Source organism: Cellulomonas wangleii (genome assembly GCF_018388445.1).
Taxonomy (GTDB): Bacteria; Actinomycetota; Actinomycetes; order Actinomycetales; family Cellulomonadaceae; genus Cellulomonas; species Cellulomonas wangleii.
In genome coordinates, this window is record NZ_CP074405.1 from 1498955 (window position 1) to 1523304 (window position 24350).

At 74.3% G+C, this 24350-nt stretch carries 21 protein-coding genes and 2 tRNA genes; 5 read left to right on the top strand and 18 right to left on the bottom strand.

Annotated features, from left to right (window positions below; all coding sequences use genetic code 11):
* Nucleotide 1: 1 nt before the first annotated feature.
* The 4 genes from KG103_RS06965 to KG103_RS06980 all read right to left on the bottom strand — a co-directional run bounded on the left by KG103_RS06965 (nt 2) and on the right by KG103_RS06980 (nt 5195).
* Nucleotides 2–949, bottom strand: a complete 948-nt coding sequence (locus tag KG103_RS06965; protein WP_207340610.1) for an ABC transporter permease — start codon at nt 947–949, stop codon at nt 2–4.
* Nucleotides 946–1941, bottom strand: a complete 996-nt coding sequence (locus tag KG103_RS06970; RefSeq protein ID WP_249670834.1) for an ABC transporter permease — start codon at nt 1939–1941, stop codon at nt 946–948. Before KG103_RS06970 ends, KG103_RS06965 begins: the two co-directional genes overlap by 4 nt.
* A gap of 89 nt (nt 1942–2030) precedes the next feature.
* Nucleotides 2031–3785, bottom strand: coding sequence for an ABC transporter substrate-binding protein (locus tag KG103_RS06975; RefSeq protein WP_207340609.1), 1755 nt, complete (start codon nt 3783–3785; stop codon nt 2031–2033).
* Between the two features lie 162 nt (nt 3786–3947).
* Nucleotides 3948–5195 (bottom strand): GNAT family N-acetyltransferase, encoded by a 1248-nt coding sequence (locus KG103_RS06980; protein WP_207340608.1) that lies wholly within the window; start codon nt 5193–5195, stop codon nt 3948–3950.
* A 110-nt stretch (nt 5196–5305) separates the two neighbouring features.
* On the opposite strand from KG103_RS06980, the gene KG103_RS06985 reads away from it, so the two are divergent.
* Nucleotides 5306–6373, top strand: coding sequence for a PP2C family protein-serine/threonine phosphatase (locus tag KG103_RS06985; RefSeq protein WP_249670835.1), 1068 nt, complete (start codon nt 5306–5308; stop codon nt 6371–6373).
* Nucleotides 6374–6389: 16 nt separating this feature from the next.
* On the top strand, nt 6390–6794 hold the full coding sequence (locus KG103_RS06990; protein ID WP_207340607.1) for an MGMT family protein: 405 nt from the start codon (nt 6390–6392) through the stop codon (nt 6792–6794).
* Between the two features lie 21 nt (nt 6795–6815).
* On the opposite strand, the gene KG103_RS06995 is transcribed toward KG103_RS06990, so the two are convergent.
* From KG103_RS06995 to KG103_RS07055, 13 genes are all read right to left on the bottom strand, one after another.
* Nucleotides 6816–7301 (bottom strand): CoA-binding protein, encoded by a 486-nt coding sequence (locus KG103_RS06995; RefSeq protein ID WP_207340606.1) that lies wholly within the window; start codon nt 7299–7301, stop codon nt 6816–6818.
* Nucleotides 7298–8620: an O-acetylhomoserine aminocarboxypropyltransferase/cysteine synthase family protein gene (locus KG103_RS07000; protein WP_207340605.1), complete on the bottom strand. Its 1323-nt coding sequence runs from the start codon at nt 8618–8620 to the stop codon at nt 7298–7300. The genes KG103_RS06995 and KG103_RS07000 overlap by 4 nt, the downstream gene beginning before the upstream one ends.
* A gap of 43 nt (nt 8621–8663) precedes the next feature.
* The gene (acs, locus tag KG103_RS07005) at nt 8664–10697 is read right to left on the bottom strand and encodes an acetate--CoA ligase (protein ID WP_207340604.1); all 2034 of its coding nucleotides are present in this window, start codon (nt 10695–10697) and stop codon (nt 8664–8666) included.
* On the bottom strand, nt 10694–11473 hold the full coding sequence (locus tag KG103_RS07010; RefSeq protein WP_207340808.1) for an ABC transporter permease: 780 nt from the start codon (nt 11471–11473) through the stop codon (nt 10694–10696). Before KG103_RS07010 ends, acs begins: the two co-directional genes overlap by 4 nt.
* 333 nt (nt 11474–11806) lie before the next feature.
* Complete coding sequence (locus KG103_RS07015; protein ID WP_207340603.1) at nt 11807–12853, bottom strand: aliphatic sulfonate ABC transporter substrate-binding protein; 1047 nt, start codon at nt 12851–12853, stop codon at nt 11807–11809.
* A gap of 82 nt (nt 12854–12935) precedes the next feature.
* On the bottom strand, nt 12936–13769 hold the full coding sequence (locus KG103_RS07020) for an ABC transporter ATP-binding protein (RefSeq protein WP_207340602.1): 834 nt from the start codon (nt 13767–13769) through the stop codon (nt 12936–12938).
* 348 nt (nt 13770–14117) lie between these two features.
* Entirely contained in the window at nt 14118–16001 is a 1884-nt protein-coding gene (locus KG103_RS07025) for an acyltransferase family protein (RefSeq protein ID WP_207340601.1), read from the bottom strand.
* A 68-nt stretch (nt 16002–16069) separates the two neighbouring features.
* Nucleotides 16070–17155, bottom strand: a complete 1086-nt coding sequence (locus KG103_RS07030) for an LLM class F420-dependent oxidoreductase (protein WP_207340600.1) — start codon at nt 17153–17155, stop codon at nt 16070–16072.
* Nucleotides 17156–17208: 53 nt separating this feature from the next.
* The gene (locus KG103_RS07035; RefSeq protein ID WP_207340599.1) at nt 17209–18204 is read right to left on the bottom strand and encodes a DUF1648 domain-containing protein; all 996 of its coding nucleotides are present in this window, start codon (nt 18202–18204) and stop codon (nt 17209–17211) included.
* A complete protein-coding gene (locus KG103_RS07040; protein WP_207340598.1) occupies nt 18201–18554 on the bottom strand; it encodes a GntR family transcriptional regulator in 354 nt (117 codons plus the stop codon). The genes KG103_RS07035 and KG103_RS07040 overlap by 4 nt, the downstream gene beginning before the upstream one ends.
* A gap of 86 nt (nt 18555–18640) precedes the next feature.
* Nucleotides 18641–19225, bottom strand: coding sequence for a serine O-acetyltransferase EpsC (gene epsC, locus KG103_RS07045; protein WP_207340597.1), 585 nt, complete (start codon nt 19223–19225; stop codon nt 18641–18643).
* 90 nt (nt 19226–19315) lie between these two features.
* Nucleotides 19316–20251, bottom strand: coding sequence for a cysteine synthase A (gene cysK, locus KG103_RS07050; protein ID WP_207340596.1), 936 nt, complete (start codon nt 20249–20251; stop codon nt 19316–19318).
* A 415-nt stretch (nt 20252–20666) separates the two neighbouring features.
* Nucleotides 20667–21317: an SGNH/GDSL hydrolase family protein gene (locus KG103_RS07055; RefSeq protein ID WP_207340595.1), complete on the bottom strand. Its 651-nt coding sequence runs from the start codon at nt 21315–21317 to the stop codon at nt 20667–20669.
* Nucleotides 21318–21455: 138 nt separating this feature from the next.
* Here KG103_RS07055 and KG103_RS07060 point away from each other — a divergent pair.
* Nucleotides 21456–21530: transfer RNA gene (locus KG103_RS07060), tRNA-Pro, on the top strand.
* 92 nt (nt 21531–21622) lie between these two features.
* Nucleotides 21623–22078, top strand: coding sequence for an iron chaperone (locus KG103_RS07065; protein WP_207340594.1), 456 nt, complete (start codon nt 21623–21625; stop codon nt 22076–22078).
* A 214-nt stretch (nt 22079–22292) separates the two neighbouring features.
* On the opposite strand, the gene KG103_RS07070 is transcribed toward KG103_RS07065, so the two are convergent.
* A tRNA-Gly gene (locus KG103_RS07070) sits at nt 22293–22363 on the bottom strand.
* A 347-nt stretch (nt 22364–22710) separates the two neighbouring features.
* Here KG103_RS07070 and tig point away from each other — a divergent pair.
* Nucleotides 22711–24117 carry a trigger factor gene (tig, locus tag KG103_RS07075; protein WP_207340593.1) on the top strand — a complete coding sequence of 469 codons (1407 nt, stop codon included), beginning with the start codon at nt 22711–22713 and terminating at the stop codon, nt 24115–24117.
* The last annotated feature ends 233 nt before the right edge of the window (nt 24118–24350 follow it).

A 24350-nucleotide genomic window follows, 5' to 3' on the forward strand; every position in this document is an offset into this window, starting at 1 on the left:
GTCACATCTCCCTCAGCTTGGGGTTGAACACCTCGTCGAGCCCGACGTTCATCACGTACAGCGCCCCGACCAGCAGGGTGATCCCCAGGCCGGGCGGGACGAACCACCACCACATGCCCAGGTGCAGGGCGCTCCACTGGACGGCCTGGTTCATCATCAGACCGAGCGACACGGCGTTCGTGGGGCCCAGGCCGATGAAGTCCAGCGACGCGGCCGTGAGGATGGCGCCGCCGAACAGCAGCACGAACGTCATGAACAGGTACGAGTACATGTTCGGTGCGACCTCGCGCACGATGATCGTGCGCGTCGGGACGCCGGACAGCCGCGCGAGGTCGACGAACTCCCGGGCCCGCAGGGAGAACGTCTGCGCGCGCACGGCGCGGGCCACCCACGGCCAGCTGAACAGGCCGATGTAGAGCGCCTGCATGGGCACGCTGCGCACCCCGAGGTACGTGTTGATGACGATGAGGACCACGAATCCCGGGATGACGAGCACGACGTTCGTCAGCATGTTGAGCAGCTCGTCGACCCAGCCGCCGCGGAAGCCCGCGACGAACCCGATCGTCATGCCGATGACGCCGGCGACCACGCTGCCGAGGATCCCGACGAGGAACGTGCTGCGCAGCCCGGCGACGAACTGCACCCACACGTCCTGGCCGAACATCGTGGTGCCGAACCAGAACTCCCCGGACGGCGGCTGCATGGTCGGGCCGGCGTAGTCGTTGGGCCCGTGGTCGGCGAACAGCGGGCCCACGAGCCCGAGCAGCGCGAGGCCGACGATGACCACGGCCGCCCCGACGACCTTCGGGTTGCGCAGCGCGAAGTACAGGACCTCGTGGCGGCGTCCGGGCAGTCGCCGGGGGCCGGCGTCCGGGACGTCGAGGGCGGCACCCGCGTCGGGTGCGTCGTCCGCCACGGTGGTGGCGGGTCCGGGGCTGGGCACGGTCATGCGGAGGCTCCCTGCAGTCCGGTCCGCGTGCGCGGGTCGACGACGACGTACACGAGGTCGATGACGAAGTTCGCCACCAGCACCCCGACGACCACGAACAGCAGGGCGCCCTGCAGCAGGAAGTAGTCGGCGTTCTGGACGGCCTGCAGGATCAGGTACCCCAGGCCCGGGTAGGCGAAGACGACCTCGGTGACCAGCGCCCCGCCGATGACGGTGCCGAGCTGCAGGGCCAGGCCGGTGATCTGCGGCAGGAGCCCGTTGCGGAAGGCGTACCGCCGGATCAGGCGCTGCGGTGCCCCGAGGGCCGCGAGGTAGTTCGCGTAGTCCGACTCCAGCTCGTAGATGATGAGGTTCCGCATCCCGATGGCCCACCCGCCCAGCGAGACGAGGAAGAGGGACAGGAACGGCAGGAACCAGTGGTGCAGGACGTCGAGCACGAACGACATCGACGTCGTGGGGCGCCTGCCGAAGTCGTAGCCCCCGGCCACGGGGAACCACCCGGCGACGACGCCGAGGCCCCACACCAGGAGGATCGCTAGCCACATGTACGGCGTCGCGGTCAGCAGGTACGACGCGGGCAGCACGGTGTTGTCGAGCGCCTTGCGCCGCGCGGCGGCCGCGCCCATCCAGTTGCCGACGACCCAGCTGAGCAGGATCGCCGGGAGCATGAGCCCGAGGGTGTAGGGCACCGCCCGGAGGATGACGTCCTCGACGGGGGACGGGAAGAGCCAGATGCTCACGCCGAGGTCGCCCCGCAGCAGCGAGCCCCAGTAGTTGAGGTACTGCTGCCACACCGGCATGTCGAGCCCGAACAGGCGCTCGTAGTACTCGACCATCGGGCCGATCGACTCGGGGTGCTGCACGCCGGCGCGGGAGATCATCCGCTGCACCGGGTCACCGGGCATGAGGCGCGGGATCAGCCAGTTCAGCGTGACCGCGACGAAGAAGGTCAGGACGTAGATGGTGCCCTTGCGGGCGAGGTAGGTGCGCACGGCGGTCCCAGGGGGCTCGGAGCGGGCGGGGACGTCGGCCCTGCCCCCGGACGCGCGCCGTCGCGCGCCCGGGGGCAGGACCGTGCGTGTCAGCCGGCCGGCTGCAGCGCCGCCAGGGTGCGCAGGCCACCCATCTGCCAGAAGCCGCCCCAGGTGCTGGGGTAGGCGGTGGAGTCACCGCCGTCGGTGGGCCAGTTCCCCCACGTCGACGTGTTGTACTGCGCCCACAGGCCGTTGTACCAGAGCGGGATCATCGGCATCTGCGTCAGGGACATCTCCTGCAGCTCGCCCATGATCCGTGCGTACTCCGGGCTGTCGCTCGCCGTGCGGGAGAGCTGCTCGACGAGCGCCCACGCGCCGGCGTCGGGCACCCGGCCGAAGTTGCCGACCAGCTGCAGGTCACGCACCGGCTGGTGGAACAGGTAGTTGTAGTACGTCCAGGGGGTGTTGCTCAGGCCGGCCCAGTTGTTGATGAGCAGGTCGAAGTCCCCGCTGGAGCGGGCGTCGTCCACGGCACCGGAGTCGGGGAAGTCGGCCGTGACGTCGATGCCGGCGGCCTGCAGGTCCTCGGCGATGACGCGCGCCGACTCCATCCAGTCGGTCCAGCCGGCGGGGACGATGAGGTCGAGCTCGATCTTCTCGCCCTCGGGCGTCTCGACGAACCCGTCACCGTCGGTGTCCTCGTACCCGGCGGCCGCGAGGATCGAGGCGGCCTCGTCCGCGTCGTACTCGAAGCCGTGCTCGTCGACGACGGCCTTGTCGTAGAGGGAGGAGTACGCGGGCAGCAGGCCCGTGGGGTGCGCCTTCTGGACGATGCCGCCGTACGCGTTGGCGACGATCTTGTCGACGTCGATCGCGAAGGCCATGGCGCGGCGGAACTCGGCGTCGTCCATGGGCGCGCGCGTGGCGTTGGGCACGAGCACGGCCGTGTTGGCCGAGAGCATGTACGGCGCCTCGTCGAAGTACGTGCCGAGCTTGTCGCTGTCGGCGAGCGTCTGCACGCCCGGCAGGAAGTTGTTGCTCAGGTCCAGCCCGCCCTGCAGCAGCAGGCCGAGGGCGACCTCGTTCGACGGGTTGACGATGTCCACGACGTACGTCATCGGGAACTCCAGGCCGAGCGCCTCGGTGCCCCACCAGTCGTCGTTTCGCTCCCACACCATCCGGTCCTGGCCGTGGGTCGAGTACCGGAACGCCCCGGAACCGATCGGGTCCTCGTTCGCGTTGGAGTTGTAGTCGGTCTCCGCCCACGTCGACACGATGTGCTGGGGCAGCACCGAGCTCGTGTAGAGGAAGTTGTCCCACTCCTGGTACCGCGGGTCGGAGAACTCGAAGGTGACCGTCGTGGCGTCCGTGGCGGTGACGCTCGACAGCCACGTCCACAGGTTGCTCCAGCGCACGTCCGGGACCTTGCCCAGCTCGACGGTGAAGACGACGTCCTCGGCGTCGAGGACCTCGCCGTCCTGCCACGTCAGGCCGTCGCGCAGCGTGAGGACGTACGTGTCGGCGTCGGTCCACTCACCGCGCTCGGCGAGCCACGGCTCGAGCTCGAGGGTCGCGGGGTCGAACGAGAACAGCGGCTCGTAGAGCAGGCCGCGCACGCCGGTGGCCTCGCCCGACTGGGGGATGGGGTTCCAGCTCGACGGGGGCCCCCACTGCGCGCCGCTGGTGAAGACGGTCTCCTCGCGGGGGTACTCCGAGACCAGCGACTGCGCCTCGGCGAGCCCCTCGACGTCCGGGGTCTCCTGCGGGGCGTCGATCGGGTCGCCCGAGCACGCGGCGAGCGTCAGGGCGGCGGCGGTGGTGACGGCGACGGCCAGTGGCCATCGTCTGCGGGGAAGGTTCATCGTCGATCCCTTCGAGCTGTGTGGACGTCGTCGTGCACACGGCGACCACCTCGTCGGGAGGGATGCAGGCCGACCAGTCGTAACTTTAGTTAATGAACTAAGTACGACAAGGGCCCGATGCCGGTTGTGACCGATCCGTGACCGGCTCCCGTTCTGCCCGGATCAGAAGTTCCAGGGGCACACCGGCGCTCGCGGCGACAGGAACGCCGTGGTCAGTGTCCCGAGCGCGGCGGCCTCGCCCGTCACCAGCCCGGCGTCGCCCAGCGCGGCGGCCGAGCGGCCCCCGAGGTACAGGGCGCCCAGCTCGCGGACGTCCAGCCGCACGTCGGCGTCGGCCGTGGTGCGCGCGACGTCGACGGAACCCGCGTGGTCGGCGACGACCCGCCACCGCCCGGCGTTCTGCGGCAGCAGGTCGTCCGTCACGTCCAGCACCACGTCCAGCGGGGCCGCGTACCGTCGCGCGGTCAGCGCCGCGGGCACGTCCAGCAGCCGCACCCACAGGTTGTCGGCGAGGCGGCGCCGCGCCGGGCGGGGGTCCACGAGCAGGTGGAGCAGCGGGTCGTCGACGGGCAGCACCGGCGTCTCGACCCGGGTGGTGAGGTCGAGGTCGAGCAGGAAGGTCCACAGGCGGTGGGTCGCGGCGGCGTCCAGCGCGGCGGCGAGCCGGACCTGCACCGTGTAGTCGGGTCCTGCCTCGCCCCACGCCTCCTTCCGCGCCAGCAGGGCCAGGCCGCGGACCTCCCGGCCGTCACGCACCGTGGCGAGCAGCAGGGGCTCGAACCCGTGGCGCCAGGCCGGCGGGTCGGCCACGGCCCGCACCCGCAGCGGGGCCGCAGCGCGCGGCATCCAGCCGGGTCGTCCGGCGCCGGCGCGCCGTCCCAGGTCCTCGACGAGGTCGGCGTGGCGGTCCGGGTCGACGCGCTCCAGGTGGACGGTCAGCGCGTCGCTGCCGGGCACCGGGCGCAGGGCCGCCCCGCGGGGCAGCGTGAGCCGGACGTCGTCGGCGGCGCTGCCGTAGCCGAACCGGCCGTAGATCGCCGCCTCCGCCGCGAAGAGCGCCGACACGGGCTCCCCGCGTCCCAGCGACCGCTCCAGGTGGGTGGCGATCATCGCGCGCAGCAGCCCGCGACGGCGCTGGTCGGGCCGCACCGCGACCCACGTCAGGCCTGCGCAGGGCACGGTGCCGCCGGGCACGGGCATCGCGAACTCGTAGGACCCGTGCACCGCGGCGAACGTGCCGTCCGGCGCCTCGACCGCCATCATCCGCTCCTGCGGGATCGGGAACGGCAGCGACGCCTCGGTCTCCGGGTCGGGGACCGAGGCGAACGCGAGCTGGTCGGTGGTGCGGAACTCGGCGAGCCGGTCGGCGGGCACGGCGACGGTGCGGTATCCGGGAGGCAGGGCGCTCATGGGGGTCATCCTGGTGCTCGGTCACGGTGGCTGCACGGCCTTTGTCTCCCGGCACGACGCACGGGCGCCCCTGCCCGGGGCCACGCGGGCGCCCGCCTAGGCTCGACCCCGTGACGACACCGCGCCCGGCACCGAGCGGCTGGGTGTGGCGCGTCCTGGCCGGGTGGGCGGGCGGCCCGCAGCCGCTCGTGGGCGGCGCGCTGTGCCTCGCCGCCGTCCTGTACGCCGTGGCCGTGCTGTGGCGCCCGGCGTGGTTCGCGCCCTCCGGGCTGCTCCTGCTGCTGCTCGTCGGCGCCTTCGTGCTGCGCTGGCGGGCGCTGCTCGTGCTGGTCGCGTCCGTGGTGCTGCTCACGGCCGCGCTCACGGCGGGAGGGTCGGTCGACCCGGGGCAGGTCGTCGTGCTCGTGCTGGGGTGCGGTGCGGTGGTCACGTTCGGCGTCGAGCGCGAGCGGCTCGGCCTGCAGGGGGCGCCCGGCGCCCTCATGCTCGTCGACCTGCGGGACCGGCTGAGCGCGGGCGGACGACTGCCCGCCCTGCCCGGACGGTGGCAGGCCGACGCCGAGGTGCGCTCCGCCCACGGTGCCGCGTTCTCCGGCGACTTCGTCGTCGCCCACCGCAGCGGCGGCTCGTACGAGGTGGTGCTCGTCGACGTGTCGGGCAAGGGCCAGGCCGCCGGCGTCCGGGCGCTGCAGCTGCAGGGTGCGCTCGGAGGGCTCCTGGGGGCGCTGCCGGCCGACGAGTTCCTGCCGGCCGCGAACCGGTACCTGCTGGAGCAGGGCTGGGACGAGGGGTTCGCCACGGCCGTCCACCTGGCGCTCGACCTGAGCACGGGCCGCTTCCGCGTCGCGAGCGCGGGGCACCCGCCGCCCGCCGTGCTGCACGCGGGGTCCGGACGGATCGACGTGCTCGACGCGGCGGGCGGAGTCGCGCTGGGCATCCTGGAGGACATGCGCCCCGGGACGGTGACCGGCGTCCTGGCTCCGGGCGACGTCGTCGTCCTCTACACCGACGGGCTCATCGAGGCGCCCGGTCGCGACGTCGACCAGGGCATCGACCGGCTGCTCGGCGTGGTCGAGGCCGTGGTCGCCGCCCGGCCCGGCAGCGCGCACGAGGTGCTGGCCGGCGTGCGCGCGGCGGAGGACGACGACCGCGCCGTCGTGGTCGTGCGGCGGAGCTGACGTGGCAGGTCCGGTGGTGCCCCGTGGACGACCGGACGACGGCGACGGGACGGGCCCCGGGAGGGTCGGCCGCCCCGGGCAGGACGTCGGGGGCGCCGAGGAGGACTACGTCGAGGAGGTCCACCGGCTCGTCGCGGCCGTCCCGCCGGGCCGCGTGATGACGTACGGGCTGATCGCCGAGGTCCTCGCGGACCGCGCGAGCGCCGCGGGTCGGCCCGCGCGCGGCGGCCCGCGCCAGGTCGGGCGGGCCATGGCGACCGGGGGAGCCGTCCCGTGGTGGCGCGTCGTGACGGCCGCCGGTGACCCGCCCGCGCACCACCGGGACCGCGCGCTGGCGCATCTGCGTGCGGAGGGCGCGCCCCTGACGGCCGACGGGCGGCGCGTGCGGGTGCGTCAGGCCGTGTGGTTCCCCGACGACTGACGCCCCACCCGTCCGGCGTCCTCAGCCGAGCGCGCGCCGCGAGGAGATGACGCCGGTGTCGAACCCGGCCAGGTGCAGACCGCCGTGGAACCGGGCGTGCTCGATCTTCACGCAGCGGTCCATGACGACGTCGAGCCCGGCCTCCTCGCCCCGCCGGGCGACGTCCTCGTGCCAGGACCCCAGCTGCAACCAGAGGGTCCTCGCACCCACCGCGAGGGTCTCGTCGAGGACCGTCGGCAGGTCGTCGTGCCGACGGAACACGTCGACGAGGTCCGGGACGACGGGCAGCGCGTCCAGCGACGGGTACACCGGCCGGCCCAGGATCTCGTCGGCGCGGGGGTTGACGAAGTACACGTCGTACGGCGAGCTGGACAGCAGGTACGTCGCGACGAAGTACGACGCGCGGGCCGGGTTGCTCGACGCCCCCACGATCGCGATCGAGCGCGTGGCGCGCAGGATCGACAGCCGCTCGGGGGCGCTGGGGCCCTGCCAGGTGCGTGCGCTCATCGGGCGTCCTCCCGTGTCGTGCCGGTGGCGGCGGTCAGCGCCTGGTCCAGGTCCCACAGGATGTCCTCGGCGTCCTCGATGCCGACGCTGATGCGCACGAGGTCCTCCGGCACGCCGGCGGCCTCGAGCTGCGCTGCGGACAGCTGCTGGTGCGTCGTCGACCCGGGGTGGATCACCAGGGTGCGGGCGTCGCCGACGTTCGCCAGGTGGCTGGCGAGCTGCAGCGACTCGATGAACCGGCGTCCCACCTCGCGGCCCGCGACGTCGCCCGCGGGGGCGAGCCGGAACGCGAACACCGATCCCGGGCCCAGCGGCAGGTACCGCTGCGCGCGCTCGTGGTGCGGGTGCGAGGGCAGCCCGGCCCACAGCACCGAGGTGATGCGGGGGTCGGTCTCGAGCCACGTCGCGACCTCGCGCGCGTTGGCCAGGTGGGCGTCGATGCGCTGCGGCAGCGTCTCGACACCCTGCAGCAGGTTGAACGCCGACTGCGGCGACAGGGCCGGGCCGATGTCGCGCAGCTGCTCCGAGCGCAGCTTGGTGAGGAACCCGTACTCGCCGAAGTTCTCCCACCAGCGCACGCCGCCGTACGACGCGACGGGCTCGGTCATGGTCGGGAACCGGCCGTTGCCCCAGTCGAAGCGCCCGGACTCCACGATCACGCCGCCGAGGGTGGTGCCGTGCCCGCCGAGGAACTTGGTCGCGGAGTGGATGACGATGTCCGCGCCGTGCTCGAGGGGTCGCACGAGGTACGGCGTCGACAGCGTGGAGTCCACGACGAGCGGCACACCCGCGGCGTGCGCGACCTCGGCCAGCCCGGCGAGGTCGGCGATCTGGCCCGACGGGTTGGCGATCACCTCCGTGTAGACGGCCTTCGTCTCCGGGCGGATCGCGGCGGCGTAGTCCGCCGGGTCGGTGCCCGGCACGAACGTCGTCTCGACGCCGAACCGCCGCAGCGTCACGTCGAGCTGCGTCACGGTGCCGCCGTAGAGCTGCGCCGAGGCGACGATGTGGTCGCCCGCGCCCGCCAGGGCCGCGAAGACGAGGAACTCGGCGGCCATGCCGGACGCGGTCGCGACCGCGCCGATGCCGCCCTCGAGCGACGCGATGCGCTCCTCGAACGCGGCGACCGTGGGGTTGCCGATGCGGGAGTAGATGTTGCCGTACTTCTGCAGCGCGAAGAGGTTCGCGGCGTCCGTGGTGTCGTCGAAGACGAACGACGTCGTCTGGTAGATCGGCACGGCGCGCGCACCGGTGGTGGCGTCGGGGATGCCGCCGGCGTGCAGGGCGCGGGTGCGGAAGCCGAAGCGGTGCTCGCTCACGGTGCTCCTGTTCTGGGGGTGGGTCATCAGGTCGGCCGGCCGGTCAGCGGGGGAGACCGGCGGTGACGAGCGTGCCGACCTGGTCGACCGCCCACGGGTTCTGCAGGGACGTCGTGTCGCCGAGGGTGGTGCCCTCGACGAGCTGGGTGAGCAGCCTGCGCATGATCTTGCCCGAGCGCGTCTTGGGGACCTCGGGGACGACCAGCACGTGGCGCGGCCTGGCCACCGGGCCGATCTCGCGCGCCACGTGCGCGCGCAGCTCCTCACGCAGCGTGAGCGTCGCGGCCAGCCACGCGTCGACGTCCTCGACCGGGCCCGGCGGGGTGCTCGGCACGACGAACGCCGCGATGGCCTGCCCGGTGACGGGGTCGGCGACCCCGGCCACACCGGCCTCGCCGACAGCGGGGTGCGCGACCAGCGCGGACTCGACCTCGATGGTCGACAGCCGGTGCCCGGAGACGTTGATGACGTCGTCGATCCGGCCGAGCAGCCAGACGAACCGGTCCTCGTCGTACGACGCGCCGTCGCCGGCCAGGAAGTACCCGCCGTGCGGGCCGTGCCCGGCGAACCGCCGCCAGTACGCCTCGAGGTACCGCTGCGGGTCGCGCCACACCGTGCGCGCCATGCCGGGCCAGGGGCGCTCGACGACCAGGAACCCGCCCTGGCCGGGTGCGACCTCGACCCCGTCCTCCCCGACGACCTTCGCGGCGATCCCCGGCAGCGGCCGCGTGGCCGAGCCGGGCTTGAGCGTCGTGACGCCGGGGACGGGCGCGATCATCGCGGCGCCCGTCTCGGACTGCCACCACGTGTCGACGACCGGTGCCTCGTCCCGGCCGAACGTGCGGCGGAACCACACCCACGCCTCGGGGTTGATCGCCTCGCCGACCGTCCCGAGCAGGCGGATGCTCGACAGGTCGTGCCCGGTCGGGAGGTCGTCCCCGAACCACGTCATGAACGTCCGGATGAGCGTCGGGGCCGTGTAGTACGTGGTGACGCCGTACCGCTCGATGACCTCGAGGTGGCGCTCGCGGTGCGGGGTGTCCGGGGTGCCCTCGTAGATGACCTGCGTGAGCCCGTTCGCCAGCGGCCCGTAGATCTCGTACGTGTGCGCCGTGACCCAGGCGAGGTCGGCGGTGCACCAGTGCACGTCGTCGTCCTGGGCGTCGAAGACCGCCCAGTGCGACCACGCGGCGTGCGTGAGGTACCCGCCCGACGTGTGCACCAGTCCCTTGGGCCTGCCCGTGGTGCCCGAGGTGTAGATGACGAACAGCGGGTGCTCGGCGTCGAACGCGTGGGCCTCGTGCACGTCGGGCTGGCGGTCGACGACGTCGTGCCACCAGACGTCGCGCCCGTCGGTCCACGCGACGTCCTGGCCGGTGCGGCGCACGACGAGCACGTGCTCGACGTGGCCGAGCCCGGCGACCGCCTCGTCGGCGGCGGACTTCACCTCGACGGCCGCACCGCGGCGGAACTGCCCGTCGCTGGTGACCAGCACCTTCGCCTCGGTGTCCTGCACGCGGAACCGCACGGCCTCGGCGGAGAACCCGCCGAAGACGAGTGAGTGCACCGCGCCGATGCGCGCGATCGCGAGCGTGACGACGACCGTCTCGGCGATGACCGGCAGGTACACGACGACGCGGTCGCCCGGGCCCACCCCGAGCTCGGTGAGCGCGTGCGCGGCCTGCGCGACCTCGCGCTGGAGCTGCGCGTACGTGATCGAGCGGCGGTCGCCGCGCTCGCCCTCGACGTGCAGCGCGACCTTGTCGCCACGGCCGGCCGCGACGTGCCGGTCGACGCAGTTGACGGCGACGTTGAGGCGTCCGCCGACGAACCAGCGGGCCTCGGGGACCGTGAGCTCGTCGGGCTCACCGCCCTCGACGGGGACCGGCGGCGACCAGGTGTGAGCGGTGTGCCAGGGCGTGGCCCACTCCAGGCGGCGCGCGGCCTCCTCCCAGAACGCGACGGGGTCGGCCTCGGCGCGTGCCCAGTCCTCGGGGCGGACGTTCGAGGACGCGGCGAGGTGCGCGGGCGCGGGGTAGGTGCGCGTCTCGGTCTGCAGCGCGGTCAGGGTGGTCATGCGAACCTCCGCAGCAGCTGCTTCTCGGCCAGGGCGACGACCGAGTCGGTCAGCTTGCCCATGAGCGCCAGCAGGACGATCGCGAGCAGGATCCGGTCGACCCGCCCGTTGTTCTGCGAGTCGGTGAGCAGGAAGCCCAGCCCCATCGACGACGCGATGAGCTCGGCGGCGACGAGGAACAGCCACGCCTGGGCCAGGGCCAGGCGCAGCCCGGACATGACCGCCGGCAGGACCGCCGGCAGCTGGACCGAGCGGAAGAGCGTCACACCGCGCAGACCGAAGGCGCGCCCGGCCTCGACCAGCTGGGGGTCGACGTGCCGCAGGGCGGCCGCCACGGTCGTGTAGATCGGGAAGAAGGCACCGATCGCGATGAGCGTGACCTTGGAGTCCTCGCCGATCTTCATCCACAGGATGAGCAGCGGGACCCACGCCAGCGAGGGGACCGCGCGGATCGCCGCGAGCGTCGGGGCGAGCAGGACGTCCCCCGCCCGCGACAGCCCCACGACGGCCGCGACGACGAGCGCCACGCCGCCGCCGAGCGCGAACCCGACCAGCACGCGCTGGACGGAGATGGCGACGTGCGTCGCCAGGTCGCCGCGCCCCGCGAGGTCCACGGCGGCAGCCCACACCGACGCGGGGCTGGGCAGCTGGTACGGGGCGACGAGCCCTGCCGTCGTGACGTACTGCCACGCGGCGAGCAGCAGGAGCGGCAGGACGGCGCCGCCGACGACCCGCGTCGCGCGACGTGACCAGAACGGCACCCGCGCGTGCCGCACCGGGTCTGCCGGCGAGGCGTCGCCGGGTGTGGCGGCGGCGGCGTCGCCGCCCGCGGGGAGGTCGTCGCGGGGGTGCGCGTCCGCCGGCGCGTCGAGGACCGGTGCGGGGGTCGGCGGCTCGTCCACGGGTCGCGCGTCGGGGTCGCGGGCCGGGTCGTCGCCGTCGTCGAACGGGTTGAGCGCACGGTGCGGTCGGCCCGCGTGGCCGGTCACGGGGCCCGTGCCGGTGCCGCCGATCCATCCGTCGGTCATGAGGTGTGGCTCCTGGGGGGAGGAGGAGTGGTGCGGGGGTTGCGGCGCCCGTCCGGCGGACCGGACGGGCGCCGCGTGCGGTCAGCCCGCGACGTTCCCGGCGTCGGCCTTCTCGGCGAACGTCGGCTCGAACAGCTCGTCCAGCGCGGTGTCGATCGTGGCCTGGTCGGCCACGTCACCGGACTCGACGAAGATCGGTCCGACGACCTCGAGGACCTCGCGCTGCGCGTCGCCGGGGACCGGGTCGACGCCGAGGTTGGTGCGCTCGACGATGACCTTCTCCGCGACCGTCGGGTCGATGCCCGCGACCTCGGCGAGGATCGCGACGACCTCGTCGGGGTTCTCCTGCGCCCACGCGCGGGCCTTCTCGTACGCGTCGACGACGACCTGCGCGAGGTCCGGGCTGGCGTCGAGGAAGTCCTGCGTGGCGTTGAGGAAGCCGTAGGTGTTGAAGTCGATGTTGCGGTAGATCAGCTGCGTGCCGGACTCGGCCTCGCTCGCGGCCATGATCGGGTCGAGGCCGGACCACGCGGCGACCGAGCCCTGCTCGAGGGCGGTGCGCCCGTCGGCGTGCTGCAGGTTCTGCACCTCGACCTGGTCGAGCGGGACGCCCGCCTCCTCCAGCGACTGCAGCAGGAAGAAGTAGGGGTCGGTGCCCTTGGTCGCGGCCACGGACTTCCCGGCGAGGTCCGCCACGGACGTGACGTCGGACCCCTCGGGCACGACGATCGCCGCCCACTCGGGCTGGGAGTAGATCGCGATCGTGCGGATCGGCGAGCCGTTGGAGCGTGCCAGCAGCGCGGCGGAACCGGCGGTGGAGCCCACGTCGACCGCACCGGCGCGCAGCGCCTCGTTGGCCTTGTTCGAGCCGGCGGACTGCACCCAGTTGACGGTGACGTCGTCGCCCAGGGTCTCCTCGAGCCAGCCCTGGTCCTTGATGACCAGGCTCAGCGGGTTGTACGTGGCGAAGTCGACGTCGAGGGTGTCGGCGCTCCAGGCGGCCTCGTCGCCGGCGGCGGACGGGGCGGCGGCCTGCGGTTCGGCGTCCTCACCGGCGACGCAGCCGGTCATCGCCAGGGCGGTCACGAGGGCCAGCGCGGTGGCGGAGACGGCGGTGCGGATGCTCATCGTCGGTTCTCTCATCTCGGTGGGTGGGCCGTGGCCCGGGGGCCGGCGCCGGGCGGCGCCGGGGGAGGGAGGTGGGGGCCGGTCAGATCGAGTGGTGCAGGTCGGGGTCGAGCGGCGGGGCGTGGTGGGTCGCGACCCCGAGCCCTTCGAGCAGCTCGGCCCGCAGCTCGGCGAGCTGGTGGTCGGCCCGGTCGCGCGGTCGGCGCCCGGGGACGTCGATCACGCGGGCCACCGACGGGGTGCCCGCAGGGCAGCGGGCGAGGTTGCGCATCAGCAGGACGCGGTCGGCGAGGTACAGCGCCTCCTCGACGTCGTGCGTGACGAGCAGGACGGTGGTCGGCTCGGCGGCGTGCACGTCGAGCAGCAGGTCCTGCATGCGCAGCCGGGTGAGGGCGTCGAGCGCGCCGAACGGCTCGTCGAGCAGCAGGACGCCGGGGTTGCGGGCCAGCGCCCGGGCCAGCGACGTGCGCTGCGCCATGCCGCCGGAGATCTGCCGCGGCCGCAGGTCGGCCGACTCCTCGAGGCCCACGAGTCGCAGGAGCTCGGCGACGCGCTCGCGGCCCGCGGGCTTCGGCGTGCCGCGCGGCAGGCCGAGCGCCACGTTGGCGGTCAGGCTGCGCCACGGCAGCAGGCGCGGCTCCTGGAAGGCCACGGCGGTGCGCCGGTCGACGCCGCTGACAGGGGTGCCGTCCAGCAGGAGGCGCCCGGAGTCGGGCGTGTCCAGGCCGCTGACCTGGCGCAGCAGGGTCGACTTGCCGCAGCCGGACGGGCCGACCAGGGCGACGATCTCACCGGCGCGCAGCTCGAGGTCGACCGCGTGCAGCACGGTCCGGGTGCCGGTGGGCGTCGCGAACGTGCGGCGCACGGCGTCGAGCGTGACCGTGTGGGCACGGCGCTCGGTGGTGGTGTGGCTCATGGGGGACGTCCGTGAGGTCGGGCGTGGGCGTCCGGCGGGGGCCGGCGGCCACGAGGGGGCGGGCACCGGCGGGTGACCCGGAGGCGGGTCGGTGTGCTGGGGTCAGCGGGGGCCGGTGCAGGGCTGCATGAGGCAGCACGAGCAACAGCGGCAGCACGCGGCGAGGAGGGGACGGGCGACGGTCATCGCGTCCTCCTGCGGCGTCGAGTGGTCGGGACGATCCCTGGCGATCTCACTATTCGAGACCGGATGACCACGTTTCGAGCAGACTGTAACCGCAGGGCGCCCCTGCGGGCAACGACCGACCACGGCACGGGCGCTCGCGCGCCGGTGCCGGCCGGCAGCACGTCACGGACGCGGCTGGATCTCCCGGACCACCCAGTCCGCGTACCCCGTGCGGCCGTCCCCCTCGCGCAGGTGGATCCCGTCGTCGTAGAACCAGCCGGGGTTCGCGTCGCCGCCGGACTTCCAGTCCAGGACGCGGGCGTGCGGGTACTCCGGCACCACCCGCGCGAACAGCTCGTTGTCGTACTGCTCCCAGGCCCGCGGGACGCGCACGTTGACGACGAAGACCCGGTGGTCGCGCGTGCCCTCCAGCAGCCGGCGCAGGTCCTCCTCCGCCACCGGCCCGTTCGTGCCGCCGTGCACCACGACCGTGTCACCCAGGGTCCCGGCGGCGTCCGCGCCGAGCACCAGGTCGACCATCTCCCCGAACTGCCGGGACACCACGGCGTCCACCGCCACGCCTCGGGCGCCCAGCTCCGCGGCCGCGCCCAGCATCACCGAGTCGCCGAACGCGGTGACCGTCCCCACCTGCTCCGCGGGCGTCGGCTCCGGCGCGCGGTCCTGCTCCGGCGCGACGCCCGCCATCGCGCCGGGGTCCGGCGTCGGCGCAGGGGCGGACGCTGCGGGGGCCGCCACGACGGCGTCGCCCGTGGTCGCGGGGGTCCGCACCACACCGACCACGAGCGCGGTCAACGCCACCGCCGCGCTGACCGCCACGGCACCGGTCCGCACCGCGAGCGACCGTCGTCCGGGGCCGGGCGTCCGCAGCGCCGCCACGAGCCGCCGCAGGGCGCCGCGCCGCACCGGCGTCTCCACCCAGCGGTACGACGCCTCGGCCAGCAGCAGCGTCACCCCGACGCGGACGACCGGCGACGCCCAGTCGGGCAGCGTGAGGTCCTGGTCGGGGCGCGTCAGCATGAGGACGGGCCAGTGCCACAGGTAGATCCCGTAGGACCGCTCACCCAGCCAGCGCAGGGGCTGCCGGGACAGGGTGCGCCCGAGCAGACCTGCCGGGTCGGCGGCGGCGCCCACGAGCACGACGGCCAGGGCGGAGAACGCCAGGAACCCGCCCCGGTACAGGCCCGCGGAGAACTCGTCCACCAGCACGACGCACGCGACCACGCCCACGAGCGCGGCGGCGCCCACCGCGTCGGCGATCCCGGCCTCGAACCGCCGGACCGGGTCGCCGCGCTCCGTGCGCCACGACCCCGCCCGGCGCCACGTGCGCCAGGGCTGCCACACGGTCGCCGCGGCGACGCCCAGCAGCAGGCCCATGGCGTGCGTGTCGGTGCCGACGTACGCGCGCGTGGCGTCGTGGGGGACCGGCATGCCCTGCCGGGCGGCCATCACCCCCATCGCGACGGTCGACGCCACGGCCAGGCCGGCCGCGACCTGGCCCACCCGGGCCCGCCCCGCCCGGAGCGCCAGCACCGCCGCCAGGGGCACCACCAGGTAGAACTGCGCCTCCACGGCGAGGCTCCACAGGTGCTGCAGCAGCGGCGGGCGTGCCGTGAGCTCGAAGTACGAGCGGTCGGCGACCACCTGCCACCAGTTGGAGGTGTAGGTCACGGCCGCCAGCAGGTCGCCGCGCAGCGTCGTCAGGGCGTCCCGTGCGACGAGCCCGGCAGCGGCGACGGCCACCAGCACGACCGCCAGCGCCGGGACGAGCCGGCGCACGCGCCGCGCGAGGAACCGCCGGGTGCGGAACGTGCCGGTCGCCGCGACCTCGTCGAGGACGAGCGTCGTCATGAGGTAGCCGGACAGGACGAAGAAGACGTCGACCCCGAGGAACCCACCCGGGGCCCACGGCACGCGCAGGTGGTAGAGCAGCACCGCGACGACGGCCAGGGCGCGTACGCCGTCCAGCCCGCGCAGGTGGGGCAGCCGCGGGGCGTCGCCCGTCCCGGAGGTCGCCGGGCGCGCCGCGACCTGCTCGACGACTGTCATGCGACCCCTTGCGGACGTGCTCCGTGCGGTGCGGTGCACCCTCCTGCCGGTGCACCGTCGACCCCAGGCTAGGCCGGGTCGGGCGCCGTCCCCGCCCCCGGGGCGCCGTCGTGACCAGCCTCACGCCACAGCGCCGCCAGCCGCGGCAGCGTGCGGGGGTCCGCCTGGGCCAGCACGGTGGTGACAGCCGTGGTGCGCCAGGCGGGCAGCTGGGCCCGGACGTCGTCCTCGGTGCCGACCAGGGCGATGTCGCGCACCAGCTCGGTGGGCACCGCGGCCGTGGCGCGCGCCCGGTCGCCCGCCAGGTAGTGGGCCTGGATCTCGTCGCACGCCTCGGTGTACCCCAGGCGGTCGAGCACGTCCCGGTGGAAGTTCGCACCCTTGGCGCCCATGCCGCCGGCGTACAGCGCGATGAAGGGGCGCACCGCGTCGGCCGCCTGCTCGACGTCGTCCGCCAGCACGACCGGCACCGTCGCGACGACCTCGAAGTCCTCCGCGGGCCGGCGGGCCGCTGCGCGGCGCGCGAAGCCGTCGGCGAGCAGCTCGCGGTACGTCGCGTCCATGCGGGGCGAGTAGAACAGGGGTAGCCAGCCGTCGGCGATCTCCGCCGCCATCGCGATGTTGCGCGGTCCCTCGGCGGCCAGGTGGATCGGCAGGTCGGCGCGCAGCGGGTGGACGGTCGAGCGCAGCGCCTTGCCGAGCCCGGCGCCCTCGTCGGCGGGCAGCGGCAGGCGGTAGAAGTCGCCGTCGTACGTCACCGGGGCCTCGCGGGCCAGCACCTGGCGCACGACGTCGACGTACTCGCGGGTGCGGGCCAGGGGCCGCGGGTAGGGCTGGCCGTACCAGCCCTCGACCACCTGCGGCCCGGACGCCCCGAGCCCGAGGACGAACCGCCCGCCGCTGAGGTGGTCGAGCGTGAGCGCCGCCATCGCCGCGGCCGTCGGGGTGCGCGCGGAGATCTGCGCGATCGCGGTGCCCAGGCGCACGCGGCGGGTGCGGGCGCCCCACCACGCGAGCGGGGTCAGCGCGTCCGAGCCGTACGCCTCTGCGGTCCACACCGAGTCCAGGCCGAGCTCGTCGGCCGCGGCGACGGCCTGCGCGGCGCCCGGCGGGGGGCCGGCCGACCAGTAGCCCGTGTGGTACCCGAGGCGCATGCGCTGCTCCCTGTCGTCACCGTCGACGCGCGCCGGTCGGCGCCCGGCCGAGGCTACCCGGTGGTACGCCCGGATCGGCTGCGCTCCGCCAGGGTGTTGAGCAGCGCCGCCGCCGTCGCCGCGTCGTCCACCGTCACGACGTTCACGCGGCCGCCGGTGCGCTCGACCTCGACGGCCTCCCCGCGTCGCAGCACGAAGCCGACGCGCCCGCCCGCCCCGACGCGATAGCCCCAGCCGCCGAACTCGCGCAGCGGCTCGACCGTGGCGACGCGGGCGACCACCACCTCGTCCAGCGGCACGCGCATCGACGGCCAGCCCAGCGGGGAACGGGCGACCAGCCCGCGTGCGTCGACGCTCACGCGCAGCACGAGCGTGGCGGCGAGCAGCAGGCCCAGCAGCGCCGGGACGACGAGCATGTAGGGGGCGTCCGACGCGATCGCGAGCACGGCCGTGGTGATCGTCGCGACCGCGCCGACCCCGGTGCCGACCGGGCTCGTGACGGTCGCGCTCCAGGCTGCCCGCTCGGTGGGGGCGAGGTCCGTGCGCGGGGCAGCGGCGTCCGGCGGTGCCGTCGCCGGCTGGGGCGCCGTGCGGGGCACGAGCAGCGCGACCACGACGGCGGCGAGGACGCCGAGCGCGGTCGAGACGCCGAGGGTCGGGTCGATGTCGGGGCTCGCCGCGGCGTCCGGCAGGTCGAGCTGCCCCGCGAGGGACCCGATCGTCAGCCCGGACATCATCACGGCGAGGAACGTCGAGGCGGCTGCCGCGAGGCGCCGCGTCGACGTGTCCCGGCCTGCGAAGAAGGCCAGCGCCCACATGCCGAGCGCGAGCACCGGCACCACCAGGCCGGACAGCAGCAGCATCTCGGTGAGGCTGCCGAACCCGTCGGGCGCCCCGGACGGACCCCAGTGCGTCGCGACCGGGTCGGGCAGGCGCGGCGCCCACGACGCGCCGACCGCGACGGCCGTGCCGGTCACGGCCAGCGGCAGCACGAGCGTCGTGAGCGTCGTGGCGAGCCGGTGCGGCGGGGTCGGGCGCGGGGTGGTCATCGCAGGGCCTCCTTGACGAGGGTGGTGACGGTCTCGGGGGCGACCCGCAGCCGCCGCGCGGTCGCGGCGAGCGCGGAGACGGCGGCGTGCAGGTCGGTGAGGTCCGGTGCGCTCGTGCCGGTGACGACGGCGCCCCGGCCGCGCCGGAGCTCGACGACCCCCTCGTCGCGCAGCATCTGGTAGGCGTGCAGCACGGTGTGGAGGTTGACCTCCAGGGAGGTGGCCAGCTCCCGCGCCGAGGGCAGGCGCTCGCCCGTGCGCACCTCGCCGCGTGCGACGGCCGAGCGCACCTGGTCGGCGAGCTGGGCGTAGATCGGCTCGCCGGAGGTGGGGTCGATCCGGAAGATCATGCGTCCAGTCTAGTAGTTAGCCAACAACTAGAACAAGGTGGGCGACGTCGCGCCCCGGCGAGCGGGGGCGTGGGCCGGCGGGGCGGTCAGATGTAGATCGCGGGGTCGTCGACCTCGACGTCGAGCGGCACCTGCGTGCCCCGGCCGCGGATCTTCGCGGGGACGCCCACGGCGATCGCGCCCGCCGGTACGTCCGTGATGACGACCGCGTTGGCGCCCACCTGCGCGTCGTGGCCGACCCACACGGGCCCGAGGATCTTGGCGCCGGCGCCGACCACGACCCGGTCGCCGAGCGTGGGGTGCCGCTTGCCGCGCTTCATGGAGCGGCCGCCGAGCGTGGCACCGTGGAACAGCACGACGTCGTCGCCGACCTCGGCGGTCTCGCCGATCACCACGCCCATGCCGTGGTCGATGAACAGGCGCTCCCCGAGCCGGGCCCCCGGGTGGATCTCCACGCCGGTGGCCGCCCGCGCCATCTGCGACACCACCCGCGCGGGCAGGCGCAGCAGCGGGACGGCCCACATGTGGTGCGCCAGTCGGTACACCCAGATCGCGTGCACCCCCGGGTACGCCAGCGCCACCTCGAGCCGGGTGCGGGCGGCCGGGTCGTGCCGGTGCGCCGCGTCGAGGTCGTCGCGCAGCGTGCGCAGGAACTGGTGCAGGGGACGCATGGTGGGGCTCCGGTCAGGGGTGGGCGTCCGCCGGGAGGGCGGACGGCTGCGGGCCCGGTCGCCGCGGGGCGACGACCGGGCCCGGCGTCGTCAGTCGAGCAGGTCGGCGTAGAGCACCGAGGTGAGGTACCGCTCGCCGAACGACGGGATGATCGCGACGATCAGCTTGCCCGCGTTCTCGGGTCGCTGGGCCAGCAGCGTCGCGGCGTGCAGCGCGGCGCCGGACGAGATGCCGACGAGCAGGCCCTCCTCGCGCGCGGCGCGGCGGGCGACCGCCACGGCGGTCTCGGCGTCGACGTCGATGATCTCGTCGTAGACGGCCGTGTCGAGGATCTCGGGGACGAAGTTGGCGCCGATGCCCTGGATCTTGTGCGGGCCGGGGGCGCCGCCGTTGAGGATGGGCGACTCGGCCGGCTCGACGCCGACGATCTGCACGCCCGGCTTGCGCTCCTTGAGCACCTGACCGACGCCCGTGATGGTGCCGCCCGTGCCGATGCCGGCGACGAGGATGTCGATCTCGCCGTCCGTGTCGGCCCAGATCTCCTCGGCCGTCGTGCGGCGGTGGATCTCGGGGTTGGCCTCGTTGGCGAACTGGCGGGCCAGGATCGCGCCCGGCCGCTCGGAGACGATCTCGTTGGCGCGGTTGACCGCGCCCTTCATGCCCTCGGAGCCCGGCGTGAGGATCAGCTCGGCGCCGAAGGCCCGCAGCAGCGCGCGCCGCTCCTTCGACATCGTCTCCGGCATCGTCAGCACGACCTTGTAGCCGCGCGCGGCGCCGACGAACGCCAGCGCGATGCCGGTGTTGCCGCTGGTGGCCTCGACGATCGTGCCGCCGGCCTGCAGCTCGCCGGACTTCTCGGCCGCGTCGATGATCGCGACGCCGATGCGGTCCTTGACCGAGTTGGCCGGGTTGTAGAACTCGAGCTTGCCGACGACCCGGGCGGGGGCGCCGTCGGTGATCTTGTTGATGCGGACGAGCGGGGTGTTGCCGATGAGCGCGGTGGCGTCCTCGTAGATGCGTGCCATGGTTCCTCTTCGGTCGGCGCCGGGCCCCGAGGGGGCGGCGGGTGCGGGGGATCTGCGGTGCCAGGGGGCGCCGGCGGTGCGGCGCGGTGGTGACGGGTCCCCGCCGTGACGGGGCGACGGGGCGAGCGCTGGCCGGGGTGCACCGGGACGGTGCGGTGCACGACGGGTGCGTGCGGGCGCGCCAGCGCTCTACCGACACCGACAACAGGTGGGCGCCACGCAGGCGCGCAGGACGGGGGCTACGGCGGCGGTGGGCACGCGCATCGCTCTCCTCGTCCGGGGCCCGCGAGAGGCGGGCCGGGCACGGGTGTCGACCCGTGGTCGAGCCGACGGTAGTCCCAACACGACGACACGCGCAAAGGTTCCCCGCGAGACGGGCGTCCCGCCATGCGGACGTCGGTGGTGGGGCGGACCCTCAGCGGGCCGCCAGGCCGACCGCCGCGAGCCACGCCTCGGCCAGCAGCCCGTGGCCCGCCGGGGTCGGGTGGACCCCGTCGAACGCCCACCGCTCGGGCGCGGTGCGGGACGCGGCGGCCGCGAACAGGCCGTCGGCGGGCACCAGCACCGCGTCGTACTCGGCCGCGAGCCGGCGCACGACGTGGATCCGGGGGTCGAGGTCCTCGCGCCACGCCGGGCTCACGGGCGGGACGGGCAGCACGAACGGCTCGACGAGGACGAACCGCGGGTCGAGCCGCTCGCGCGCCGCGTCGAGGATCGCGCGGTAGTGCTCCTCGTACTCGGCGGTGGTCGTGACGTCCCCGGAGCCGAAGCGCCGCCAGGTGTCGTTCACCCCGACGAGCACCGACACCACGGTCGGCTCGAGGGCCAGCGCGTCGGGGTGCCAGCGGTCGCGGAGCATGCGCGTGGTGTCACCGCCGACGCCGCGGTTGTGGAACGTGAGCCCCAGGTCGGGTCGGCGCGCCCCTGCGAGCGCCGCCACGATGCCCGCGTACCCGTGCCCCAGCCCCCACGGCGAGTCGGGCTGGTCGTGGTCACGCCCCCACTCGGTGATCGAGTCACCGGTCAGGAGCACGCGGTCGCCGGGCTGCAGGTACGTCGTCGTCACGGCGCCACCCCATCACGACCGGCACGGCCGACGGAAGTCGCACGAGGACGGGCCCGTGGTGCCGGGTGCGGCGCCACGGGGCGTCCGGGGCCCTGGGTCCGCCGGTAGGGTGAGCGCGTGCCGCCCGCCGGCGGTGCACGGGCTGTAGCGCAGCTTGGTCAGCGCACCGCGTTTGGGACGCGGGGGTCGCGGGTTCGAATCCCGCCAGCCCGACACCATCCGCCGATCGGTCAGGATCCGAGAAGCGCCACCCCTCCGGTGCCTCCTAGCGTCGAGTCGTCCGCATCGACGACGAGGAGAGCGTCATGACCGCGTCGAAGGCACAGGCCACCGAGGGCACGTTCAGCGCCGCGGAGCGCGCCGCCATGAAGGAGCGCGCGGCCGAGCTCAGGGCCGACTCGGCACGGGGTGGGAAGCAGGCGAAGGCCGACCGGCTCGAGGCCGACGTCCTGGCGAAGATCGCCGAGATGCCGCCGGCCGACCGCGCGCTCGCGGAGCGGTTCCACGCGCTCGTGCGCGAGCACGCGCCGCACCTCGCGCCGCGGACCTGGTACGGCATGCCCGCCTACGCGAAGGACGGCAGGGTGCTGTGCTTCCTCAAGCCGTCCGAGAAGTTCGGGTCGCGCTACACGACCATCGGGTTCGAGGACCCCGCCGCGCTCGACGACGGCCCGCTGTGGCCGACGTCGTACGCCCTGACGGCGTGGACGGACGGGGTCGGACGCACGCTCGCGGACCTCGTGCGTCGCGCCGCCGGCTGACTGGCGCGCGCGGGGGCCACCGACGGCGTCGCCCTGTACGACGGGACCGTCGCGTCCGTCGAGGCCGCTGCTCCAGGCGTCCGGGCTGCCGGAGCCGCTCGCCGGGTGGCTGCGGGAGACGGTCGGCCCGGAGGGCCCGACGGGTGAGCGGCTCGTCCGTGGTCGTGACGAGCGGGACGTGCCGGACGTCCGCCCGGGGGGACGGTGGGGAGAGAGCGGACGACGGGAATCGAACCCGCGTAGCCAGTTTGGAAGACTGGGGCTCTACCATTGAGCTACGTCCGCACGCGCCCGGTGCGGGTGCCCGAGCGGGCTCCGACCGTGGCGGCGCAGCAAGGTTACCGGTTCCGTCGCGGTCGTCGCCCCACACCCGTGCTCCTGCCCGTCGTCGCGCGGTGCAGCCCGCCCCGTGCGGCGCCCGCCTTGGCGGCCGGTCCCACGCGTGGCGTAGCATCGAGGGTCGCGCGTACGCGCCGTCGGGCACTCGCACGTCGCCACCCCGGGCTGGACCTCGGGGCGGTCACGACGTCGCCCGGCCCGCAGCGTGCAGCGCCTCCCAGAGCGTGAGATCGAAGCGTGCCACCACGTCGGACCCGCCGGCGCCCGGCCATGACCAGTTGGAGATCATCGAAGTGAAGAGCGCCGTCGAGACCCTGGACCCGACGAAGGTCAAGCTGACCGTCGAGGTGACGTACGACGAGCTCAAGCCGAGCATCGACCACGCGTACCAGCACATCGCCGAGCAGGTGACCGTGCCGGGCTTCCGCAAGGGCAAGGTGCCGCCGCGCATCATCGACCAGCGGGTGGGTCGTCCTGCCGTCATCGAGCACGCCGTCAACGAGGGCCTGTCGGGCTTCTACGCCGAGGCCGTCCGTGAGAACAAGCTGCGCCCCATGGGTCAGCCCGCCGTCGAGGTCACGCAGGTCCCCGGCCTCGTCCCCGCCGCCGCCGGTGAGGAGGGCGAGCTGCACTTCACCGCCGAGGTCGAGGTGCGCCCCGAGATCACCCTGCCCGAGCTCGACAGCCTGAGCGTCACGGTCGACGACGTCGAGGTCTCGGACGAGGACGTCGCCGCGCGTCTCGACGCGCTGCGCGAGCGCTTCGGCTCGCTCGTGGGCGTCGACCGTCCGGCGGAGTCGGGCGACTTCGTCGTCATCGACCTCACCGCGACGATCGACGGCGAGCAGATCGACCAGGTCTCCGGCACGAGCTACCAGATCGGCTCGGGCAACATGCTCGAGGGGCTGGACGAGGCGCTCGTCGGGCTGTCGTCCGGCGAGACCACGACGTTCGAGACCGAGCTCGCCGGTGGTGACCGCAAGGGTGAGAAGGCCCTGGTCAGCGTCACGGCGACCGGCGTCAAGGAGCGTCAGCTGCCCGAGGTCGACGACGAGTTCGCGCAGCTCGCGAGCGAGTTCGACACGATCGACGAGCTCAAGGCCGACCTGCGCGAGCAGGCGGGCCGCATCAAGGCGTCGAACCAGGCCGTGCAGGCGCGCGACCTGCTGGTCGAGAAGCTGACGGCCGAGGTCGAGATCCCCGTCCCCGCCGGCGTCGTCGAGGCCGAGGTGCACCGTCACCTCGAGTCCGAGGGCCGCCTGGAGGACGACGAGCACCGCACCGAGGTCACCGAGCAGGCCCAGACCGCGCTGCGCAACCAGATCCTGCTCGACACGCTGGCCGAGCAGCTCGACATCAAGGTCAGCCAGAGCGAGCTGCTCGACTACCTGGTCAGCGCGTCGCGCCAGTACGGCATGGACCCCAACACGTTCATCACGACGCTGGACCAGCAGGGCCAGATCCCGGCGATGGTGGCCGAGGTCGCACGCTCCAAGGCGCTGGCCGTCGCGCTGCGCCGCGTCGCCGTCGTCGACGGCTCCGGTGCGGCCGTCGACCTGTCGGAGTTCATCGGCACGGACGAGGAGGACGCGGCGGCCGACCAGGCCGACGCCGCCGCCGAGGCCGCCGTCGCCGCCGACCCCGCGACCGACGTGTCGTCCGTCGCGTTCGGCGAGGACAGCGCCGACGAGAAGGCCTGACACACCGGCCAGGTCCCCGCACGTCGACGACGGCCCCGCCGTGCCCCTCGCGGGTGCGGCGGGGCCGTCGTCGTCCCGCCGTGGGCGGGGCGCCCGCCACGGCTGCGCCGTCAGCGAAACGGCGCGCGGGCGGGACGTGGGCGGGCGCACGCGGGCGTTAGGGTCGCTGCAACGCGTGGCCGTCCGTCGCCCCCGGCAGGGGAGCGGACCGGTGCGCAGGGTAGGACGCAGCC